Source organism: Natrialba sp. PRR66 (assembly GCF_034808065.1).
Classification (GTDB): domain Archaea; phylum Halobacteriota; class Halobacteria; order Halobacteriales; family Natrialbaceae; genus Natrialba; species Natrialba aegyptia.
Map to the genome: position 1 here is coordinate 453801 of NZ_JAXHGN010000005.1, position 8937 is coordinate 462737.

At 63.8% G+C, this 8937-nt stretch carries 8 protein-coding genes; 3 read left to right on the forward strand and 5 right to left on the reverse strand.

The window, feature by feature from the left end:
* The 3 genes from SM755_RS19230 to SM755_RS19240 all read right to left on the reverse strand — a co-directional run bounded on the left by SM755_RS19230 (window position 1) and on the right by SM755_RS19240 (window position 2584).
* Entirely contained in the window at window positions 1-666 is a 666-nt protein-coding gene (locus SM755_RS19230) for a uracil-DNA glycosylase family protein (protein WP_323174055.1), read from the reverse strand.
* Window positions 667-748: 82 nt separating this feature from the next.
* Window positions 749-1603, reverse strand: coding sequence for a helix-turn-helix domain-containing protein (locus tag SM755_RS19235; protein ID WP_323174056.1), 855 nt, complete (start codon window positions 1601-1603; stop codon window positions 749-751).
* Window positions 1604-1732: 129 nt separating this feature from the next.
* Window positions 1733-2584, reverse strand: coding sequence for a COX15/CtaA family protein (locus tag SM755_RS19240; RefSeq protein ID WP_323174057.1), 852 nt, complete (start codon window positions 2582-2584; stop codon window positions 1733-1735).
* A 326-nt stretch (window positions 2585-2910) separates the two neighbouring features.
* Between SM755_RS19240 and SM755_RS19245 the strand changes: the two genes are divergently transcribed.
* On the forward strand, window positions 2911-4020 hold the full coding sequence (locus tag SM755_RS19245) for a M24 family metallopeptidase (RefSeq protein ID WP_323174058.1): 1110 nt from the start codon (window positions 2911-2913) through the stop codon (window positions 4018-4020).
* A 41-nt stretch (window positions 4021-4061) separates the two neighbouring features.
* Here the strand turns inward: SM755_RS19245 and SM755_RS19250 are convergent, their stop codons facing one another.
* A complete protein-coding gene (locus SM755_RS19250; RefSeq protein WP_323174059.1) occupies window positions 4062-4706 on the reverse strand; it encodes a helix-turn-helix domain-containing protein in 645 nt (214 codons plus the stop codon).
* A 230-nt stretch (window positions 4707-4936) separates the two neighbouring features.
* On the opposite strand from SM755_RS19250, the gene SM755_RS19255 reads away from it, so the two are divergent.
* Together SM755_RS19255 and SM755_RS19260 are read left to right on the forward strand one after the other, a co-directional pair.
* Entirely contained in the window at window positions 4937-7417 is a 2481-nt protein-coding gene (locus tag SM755_RS19255) for a DNA topoisomerase VI subunit B (RefSeq protein ID WP_323174060.1), read from the forward strand.
* Window positions 7414-8505, forward strand: coding sequence for a DNA topoisomerase IV subunit A (locus SM755_RS19260; protein ID WP_006666334.1), 1092 nt, complete (start codon window positions 7414-7416; stop codon window positions 8503-8505). The genes SM755_RS19255 and SM755_RS19260 overlap by 4 nt, the downstream gene beginning before the upstream one ends.
* Before the next feature lie 26 nt (window positions 8506-8531).
* Here the strand turns inward: SM755_RS19260 and SM755_RS19265 are convergent, their stop codons facing one another.
* Complete coding sequence (locus SM755_RS19265; protein WP_323174061.1) at window positions 8532-8843, reverse strand: nucleoside triphosphate pyrophosphohydrolase; 312 nt, start codon at window positions 8841-8843, stop codon at window positions 8532-8534.
* Between the last annotated feature and the right edge of the window lie 94 nt (window positions 8844-8937).

An 8937-nucleotide genomic window follows, 5' to 3' on the forward strand; every position in this document is an offset into this window, starting at 1 on the left:
CTATCCGACCCGCGTCGCGACGCCTTTCGTCTGCCGGTAGTCGCTCTCGAGAACGGCGGTCAGTTTGTCCACGAGCGCCGCCTGATCGCCGTCCTCCCACTCCCTGGGGTTCCTGATCGGAATGACCATGAATCCGCGACCGCGGAGGTCGCTGGCGTGAAGCGCCGGCATATCGAGATCGACGCGCCGGCGCTGTGTCGTGTACTCCCGAAGGACGTGATCGGTCGCTCGTTCGCCGACCGGCAGCAGGATGTGCGCATTGATCGCCCGTAATTCGGCATCGAAGTATCGCTCGAGATCCGCGTATTCCTGTTCGGTCGGCCGGTGACCATCCGGTACACAGCACATGTGCAGATAGCTCCAGTAGCAGTTGTCGAGTTCAGGCTGCTCCCGTGGCCCCGTCGCGAAATCACGGTCGACGTCGCGGAGGGCGGTCTGAATTGCGAGGCCGGCCTCGGTTTCGGTGAACGGGACGCCGGTTCGTTTCCCGCCGTGGACGCCGGGATAGTCGCCGATAACGTGGAAATCGGCGTTGGCGTCACCGTAGCCGAAGACGGCCGTTCGGTCGTCTGCGCCGGTGCGGTCGAATGGTGGTCTGAGTCCGAACGGGTTACTCGTCCTGTCGGTGACGGTTTGCACGGATCGAGGAAGGGGCCTGAGTCCCATAACGGCCGCGATTGTGGTTTCGGCTTGCCGTGACCGGCGTCTCCGGCCCTGCAGCCGGCGTTCAGTTTGCCCGTAGTCGCGTTCAGTCCGTCCCGTTTCGGCTTTCGGGTCGATCCGTAGTCGGTTCGGGTTCGGTTTGGCTGCCATCGTGGGTTCCGTCACTGTCGGCGGACGGCGCTGTCTCGTCATATCGATACCCGGACCCGTCATCCAGCGGCCGGGCAGTGCGCAGCGTCGGGTCGACACTCGATTGCTGGCAGGACTGAGACTGCGTCGATTGGTGTGGTTCGATAGCGAGCGTCGACCCGATGAGCGTCGAGAGCCCGCGCCGAAGCCGCTGTGAAACCGCCGAGTCGGAAATTCCGAGTTCGGCACCGAGTTCGACGAGCGTCGTCTCGCGTGGCACGTCGAAGTAGCCCGCCTCGTAGGCGGCCACGATGAGGGCACGCTGTGGCTGGGTCAGCCCGAACCGGTCGTCGTCGTCGGCCGGGCCGACGGCCTCGTGGAGTCGGAGGAGTTCGATCGGGATCTCGCAGTCGACACACCCCCTGTAGAACTGCGAGAGCGCATCGTAGGACGGGAACCAGAGTCGGAACGTCCAGCGATCTGCGGTGCCGACGGCATCCGTCACCAGCGCATCGCTCTCTCGGATCGAGGCCAGAATCCCGTTGCTGCCGTCGGCCCACTCGATTTCCACGAGGACCGTCTCGCTGAACTCGTCGAGGACGGAGACGTCGGTGACGACTGACCGCGTCTCGAGCGTGGCGACGACGGTGTCGGCGATAGCGGCGGGGACCCAGAGATAGGGGATGAGACCGTCACCGGTCGGAATCGCCGTTTCGATAGAAACCGTCGCCTCGGGGGCGGACGCAGTGTCGAGAAGCGATCCGAGTGGGAACGCCGTTGCGGGGACGGCGACGGTTGCGATGAGACTCATTACTAAATTATTCGCATGCACACATTCACATGGGCTTACAAGAAGGGTTCCGTTAGGTATCGAAGTTATTTATAAGAGAGGGGCGACGTCGAACGGCGATAGTGCCGCGGTGACGGCGACAGGAGCGGACTACTGCCCACTGCGGTAGATCCCTGCGGCGAACGCGAGCAACAGCGCGGTCGCGAGGACGACGTAGAGCTGATCGAGCACTGGGCTGTACGTCATGACTGCGCGGCGACCGAGGTAGGCGACGGCGAGTGCGAGGACGGTCGTTCCGGTGAGCAGTCCGACTAGCGTGCGGTCATCGTATCGCCAGCGCCCGGTCATGGTAGCGACGATGCTTGCGGCGATCAGCGTCAGCGTCACGCCGTACTGGAGGAGTTGCATCGTCGGCGTGTACTCGGTCACCATCCCGAGATCGGTCGGACTCAGAGCGACGTGTGCCGGGAGGGCGAGCAACCCGATGCCGAGTGCGCCGCGGACGTGGGTTGTAGACAGTGAGTTCTTCCAGACGAGCGTCGTCGCGACGACGAACATCGTAAAGATCAGGATTGCGGTCCAGAAGTGCAGGGAGAGGATGTCCATCGTATACTGGGTGACGGTCGCCCGACCGAGGTAGACCTGGACCGGCGTAAGAACCATCCCGAGAACGACCAGTGCTGCGACTCGGCGGTCGACAGTCGGGCTGCGCCAGGCAGCAATCGCGGAGCCGATGATGGCGAATCCGGCGAACATGGCGACGAACCGGTGGAACCACTCGTAGAAACTGGGCAGGTTCGCCGGCAGCAGGTTGTACGGCCCGGCATCGCACTGCGGCCAGTTCTGCTGGCAGGCGAGTCCCGAACCCGTCGCCTTCGCAGCGATCCCGAGGAGAATCGTCCCCGCAACGAGTGCGAGCGTCGCCGCGAGCAGGTGTCGAAAGCCGAACCGAGCGATCAGCGAGCGAGGTCTCACGTCGGAGGTCTGACTGTCGGACGACACGGATAGCGGGAGTTAGGACCAGCCGTACTTACATTGCCCGAGTCGGACGTAGTCAAAGTCGCCCGAACACGTACCCGTCGAGTTCCGTTTCGATAGTAACGACTGAAACGGTTTCCAACGAATCGCACGATAGCTGTGCGAGTAGGTGTAGACTGACGTTCAGTGACTACTCTAGTGTCTGCATTCTGTATATCGCTTCGCTCCGGGCGATCATCTCCACGTGTCGATGTTCGCACCCGCGTACGCTCCTCGTACACGAGACGCGGTCTCTGTCGCCCGCCGAAAGGGTCCGCCGCATTCAAGGCCCCGCCACGCCAGCACCCCGCATGGACAAACGCGAGCGACTTGACACCTACCTCAAGACCCACGAGTTCGACTCGGTGTGGTTCGCCGAGCCGAACTCGTTCGCCTGGCTGACGGGTGGCGATAGCGTCATCGATCGCGAGGCACCGACCGGCGTTGCCGCGGTGGGTTACGACGGAACGGCGCTGCGGGTCGTCACGGCGAACAACGAAGCGAATCGGATCGCAGCGGAGGAACTTCCCGACCTCGACACGGATACAGTCTCCGTCGAGCAGTTCGACTGGTACACCGGTTCGCTCGCCGATGAGATCGCCGCCCGCGTCGGCACCGGAGAGGACGCTGCTGCCGATATCGACGTTCCCGGCCTGGAGCAAATCGACCCAACGCCGTTGCGACAACCGCTGACCGAACGCGACCGCGAGCGCTACCGGCGGCTCGGCGAGGAGACGGCAGCCGCCGTCGAATCCGTCTGTCGGGAACTGCGCGCCGACGACAGCGAGCGCGAGGTTGCGTCGGCACTGCGAGTTGCGCTGTCTGCCCGCGACATCGAGGCCCCGGTCGTCCTCGTCGGCGGCGCAACGCGCGCCCAACAGTATCGCCACTACACGCCGACCGATGCCGTCCTCGGCGATTACGTCCTCGTCTCGGTGACGACACAGCGGGACGGCCTCCACGCGAGCTGTACCCGGACCGTCGCATTCGACCCTCCGTCGTGGCTCGCGGATCGCCACGAGGCAGCCGCCCGCGTCGAGGCCACGGCGCTCGCGGCGACGCAGGAGGTGGCCAACGCCGGTGGGACGGCCGGCGACGTTTTCGAATCGATCCAACACGCCTACGAGGCGGTCGGTCACGCGGGCGAGTGGGAGCACCACCACCAAGGCGGCGCTGCCGGCTTCGCCGGCCGAGAGTGGATCGCCACGCCGGACCACGAGGCACCGGTCGCAGAGCCGATGGCCTACGCCTGGAACCCGACCGTCCAGGGCGCGAAAAGCGAAGACACCGTACTCGTCACCGCCGACGAGTGCAGCGTGCTAACGACGACCGACACCTGGCCGACGACGACGGTCCGGGCTGTCAATTGCGACCGCGAGTTCGAGCGGCCGGCCGTGCTTGAACTCGAGAATGAGGCGTAGCGGGTGTTCTGCTGACGACGCGAGTCGCGTCTGTACGCATCTTACTCGGAGGAGTTGTGATCGTGGTTCTGATTGTAGTCGTGGTCGTCGTCGGCCGACTCGCTTGTCCGTTCGTCTCCGGGGGCCGTTGGCTCCTGTTCGTCGTCATTGTCGACTGTGATCGTGACAGGTTCGGAACCGTCGATAGTCTCGTCGTCGCCCTCGGTCGATCGGTCGAGGACGCGATCGAGCGTGAAGATCGTGTTCAGTTCCTGCTGGACCTGATCGACGACGCCACCGACGAGTTCACTCGGCTGGATGGCGGTGTATTCGTAGGGGTTGTTGCCCGCACCCTCGCTGGCTCGTTTCTGTCGGGTGACGCGGTCTTCCGTGTGGAGTTCTGCGAGGGCTTCGCGGACGGTGCTCGGGTAGAGGCCGGTCCCTTTGGCGACCTCTTCGGAGGTGCTGGCCGGGTTTGCGAGCAGGTGGACGTAGATCTTCGCGCGGGTTTCGGTGTCGAGGATCCACGAGAGTAAGTCGACGATGCGCTGGTCGACTTCCTCGGCAGCCGTGGCGCGCAGTTCGTCGTCGCTGTTGTCGGCTGGGCGTGAGTTCGTCCCGTCCGTGCTGACACCGGTGTCGTTCTCTCCGTGTGGTCGTCCGGTGCCCTCGTCGACCCGGTGCTCGTCGGTGTCGTCTGAATCCATGGCTCCTCTCGTCCAAGATACAGTCTCGCTCGTGGTTAAACCTTTGTAAGGTGAAAGACACCATCACGAACCTGATGGTCAGGTACTGGCGGCCGTGGAGACGACCGAGTTCGAATTGCCAAGCGAGCAAATTGTGCCCGTGTGAACAGTCGGCCGAAATCACACAGACCGGCATCACTTTCACTCCGGTTGCACACACCTTTTAGCCTCCCCGTTAGTACAGGGTGATGATGACGTCGTTCCAGTCGACACTCGGTGATGAGCCGGGGATCGCCGAGGAGCTGGCAGAGAGCCAGCAGGCGATCTCCATCGCCGAGTTCTTCGAGAAGAACAAGCATATGCTCGGCTTCGACAGCGGCGCTCGGGGCCTCGTGACGGCCGTCAAAGAGGCCGTCGACAACGCCTTAGACGCCGCCGAGGAAGCCGGTATTCTCCCGGACATCTACGTCGAGATTCAGGAGGACGGCGACTATTACCGCCTGATCGTCGAGGACAACGGACCCGGGCTCACCAAGGAATCGTTGCCGAAGGTCTTCGGGAAGCTTCTCTACGGATCTCGCTTCCACGCCCGCGAACAGTCCCGCGGCCAGCAGGGGATCGGAATCTCCGCCGCCGTCCTCTACTCACAACTGACGAGCGGCAAACCCGCGAAGATCACCAGCCGAACCGAGGGTGCAAGCGACGCACAGTACTTCGAACTCATCGTCGACACCGACGACAACGAACCCGAGATCAGCGTCGAGGAGACGACGACGTGGGACCGCCCACACGGCACGCGCATCGAACTCGAGATGGAGGCGAACATGCGCGCTCGCCAGCAACTCCACGACTACATCCAGCACACCGCGGTCGTCAACCCGCACGCGCGGCTCGAACTCCGCGAACCGAGTTCACACTTCAAGTTCGAGCGCGCGACGGACCAGTTACCGGAGGAGACCGAGGAGATTCGTCCCCACCCCCACGGCGTCGAACTCGGGACCGTGATCAAGATGCTCGCCGCGACTGACTCCCAGACGGTCTCCGGCTTCCTCCAGGAAGAGTTCACCCGCGTCGGGAAGAAGACTGCCGAGTCGGTGATCGATGCGTTCCGCGACCGCCACTACGGCCGGGAGATGCGCTGGCGGCCGCCTGCGAACCACGAAGCGATCGATCTCGAAGCGGCCGTCACGGACGCCACTGCGAACAAGGGCCCCGATGCGACGGCCGCCTTCGCCGAGGCCGTCCAGACCGAGGTCGCGAGCCGCGAGCGGCTCGCCCACCACGAACTGCTCGATATCGTCGATTCGGTCGCCGACACCGTCGAAGACGACCACGGAACGACTTTCGGCGATACCGTCCGCGAGAACGCCGTCGAGGCCGTCTGGCTCGCGCTCATCGACGCCACACCGACCGACGACTCCGTCGCAGACGCGTCCGAGGCCGACGCGTCCGGAACCGACGCGGACGAGTCGCGACTCGTCGCCGACCTCTACGATCTCGCCGACGACGCCACGAGCACCCGCAAGGACGACGAAATCGTGCAAGCCTTCGCGGTCCGTCTCGCCGGCACCTTCGAGGACGAAACCGACGACGATCCGCGCCACCGGCTCACCCACCGGACGCTCCGCGAGTACGTCGACCGCGCCGCCGAACTCACCGAGGAGTACGACGACGTCGCCTTCGGCGACACGGCTCGCGAGAACGTCACCGAGGCGATCTGGGACGTGATGGTGACCGTCCCCGACGACCCGCCGCTCGTGCGCGAACTGGAAGGCGACCGCGACGCGACCAGCGATCTCGTCGACGGAATGCGCGCGACCGACATTATGGCCCCGCCGACGCGGTGTCTCTCGCCCATCTCCGCCGACCTCATCGAGGCCGGCCTCGAGAAGGAGTTCGACGCCGACTTCTACGCTTCGGCGACGCGAGACGCCGAGGTCCACGGCGGCGACCCCTTCATCGTCGAGGCTGGCATCGCCTACGGCGACGATCTGCCCGCCGAGGGCAGCGCGAACGTAATGCGCTTTGCAAACCGCGTCCCGCTGGTCTACCAGCGCGGCGCGTGCGCCACGACCGACGTGGTCAAATCTATCGGCTGGCGCAACTACGGACTGGACCAGCCCGGCGGCTCGGGCCTGCCGAACGGCCCCGTCGTCATCATGGTTCACGTCGCCTCGACGAACGTCCCCTTCACGAGCGAGTCGAAAGACGCCGTCGCGAACGTCCCCGAAATCGAGGACGAAATCGAACTCGCGATCCGCGAGGCCGCTCGCGACTTGAAGAGTTTCCTCAACAAGCGCCGGTCGATGCAAAAGCGCCGGAAGAAACAGAACGTCCTCGGCACCATCCTGCCGGAGATGGCCGAAAAGGTCGCCGAGGTCACCGACCGTGACGAACCGGACATCGACGACGCCATCGCCCGCATCATGAACAACGTCCTCGTCGAGCGCGAGGTCAAGCCAAACGGCGACGGCAAGGCCGTCTCCGTCGTCGTCGAGAACAACTCGGGAACGAATGAGACCCTCGAAATTACCGAGATCGTCTCAGCCGAGCCGACCGACCTCTCGGACGGCGCGACCGTCGTTGAGATGGACGGCGAGTGGTTCGTCAAGTGGGAAGCCGAGGTATCCAGTGACGACGAGGCCGCCCTAGAGTACGTCGCCCCTGATGACGCGAGCTTCGATCTAGACGTGAAAGGCGTCGAAAGCGAGAAACTCACGGTGAAACAATGAGCGCAGACAACGATCAGCAGGCCAGAGAACAGTTGATCGATCTCGCCGCGCAGTTTTACGACCAGTTCGAACTCGGCGAGATCCCGCACATGTCCGTCCCGACGCGGACGAAGAACAACATCGAGTACGACGAGGACAAGGACGTCTGGGTCTACGGCGACCGCGAGTCGACCCGGTCGGCGAACTCCGTCCGCGGCGCGAGAAAGCTCTTAAAGGCCGTCTACACCATCGAGTTCCTCGCGGACCAACTCGAGGAAGACCGTTCCTCGACCCTGCGTGAACTCTACTACCTCTCGGAAAGCTGGGACAACGACAACGCGCAGTTTACCAGCCAAGACGAGTCGAACAGCCTGGTCGAGGACTTAGAGATCGTCTCGGGAGTCACCCGCGAGGACTTTCACATGCGCCCGGAGGAATCCGGTGCGAAAGTGATGGGGCCGCTTCACATCCGCGAGCAGACCAAACGCGGCGACCGGGACATCCACTGCCAGCTCGACGTGGGCCAGGGCGGGTACCAGATCCCGAACAACCCGGACATGATCGAGTTCCTCGACAACGACGCTGACTTCGTCCTCTGCGTGGAGACCGGCGGGATGCGCGACCGACTCGTCGAGAACGGCTTCGACGAGGAGTACGACGCGATCGTCGTCCACCTCGGCGGCCAGCCCGCGCGGGCCACCCGCCGGCTGACGAAGCGCTTCCACGACGAACTCGGCCTTCCAGTGGTGGTCTTTACCGACGGCGACCCCTGGTCCTACCGCATCTACGGCTCCGTCGCCTACGGCTCGATCAAGTCGGCCCACCTCTCCGAGTACCTCGCAACCCCCGAAGCCGACTATATCGGCATCCAGCCCGCCGACATCGTCGAGTACGATCTGCCGACCGATCCGCTCAGCGACTCGGACATCAACGCCCTGGAAAGTGAACTCGAGGACCCGCGCTTCCAGACCGATTACTGGGAGGAACAGATCGAGTTGCAACTCGAGATCGGGAAGAAGTCAGAACAGCAGTCGCTGGCCTCTCACGGCCTCGATTTCGTGACGGATACGTATCTGCCGGAACGGCTCGACGCGATGGGTGTTATCTAACCAACTGCGTGCCTGGCGACTGAACTTCAGTTCACCCGCTCGAGGACGATGCCGTCCTCGAATCCGCCCCGCGAGTTCGCCTTTCGTTCCCTGCGCTCGGCGAGTTCTTGCGGGGAGAGACCTTCGACGTGCCCAAGCGCGTGAACGACCTCCAAGATGTCCGCCAGTTCGTCCGCGTCTCGGTCGGCGAGGTACTCCGCGACTTCCTCCTGCAGTTTGTCGCGCAGATACGATTCGTACTCGTCTCCGGTGACCGCCCGGGTGGCCGGCACCTCCCCGTTATCTTCGATAATCTCCGGGATATTATCGCGAACGAGTTTATCGTACTCCCGTTCCATGGCCGATTGCTCTCGTCGGCTTTGGTGAATCACTAGACAGCGTCGGTTTCGACCGGTAGAATTTGGAAGATGAAGCGGGAAACCGCCGATGATC

Coding starts and splice junctions, on each gene's coding strand:
- SM755_RS19230 (WP_323174055.1), bottom strand. CDS start 666: ATGGGACTCAGGCCCCTTCCTCGATCCGTGCAAACCGTCACCGACAGG.
- SM755_RS19235 (WP_323174056.1), bottom strand. CDS start 1,603: ATGAGTCTCATCGCAACCGTCGCCGTCCCCGCAACGGCGTTCCCACTC.
- SM755_RS19245 (WP_323174058.1), top strand. CDS start 2,911: ATGGACAAACGCGAGCGACTTGACACCTACCTCAAGACCCACGAGTTC.
- SM755_RS19250 (WP_323174059.1), bottom strand. CDS start 4,706: ATGGATTCAGACGACACCGACGAGCACCGGGTCGACGAGGGCACCGGA.
- SM755_RS19255 (WP_323174060.1), top strand. CDS start 4,937: ATGACGTCGTTCCAGTCGACACTCGGTGATGAGCCGGGGATCGCCGAG.
- SM755_RS19260 (WP_006666334.1), top strand. CDS start 7,414: ATGAGCGCAGACAACGATCAGCAGGCCAGAGAACAGTTGATCGATCTC.
- SM755_RS19265 (WP_323174061.1), bottom strand. CDS start 8,843: ATGGAACGGGAGTACGATAAACTCGTTCGCGATAATATCCCGGAGATT.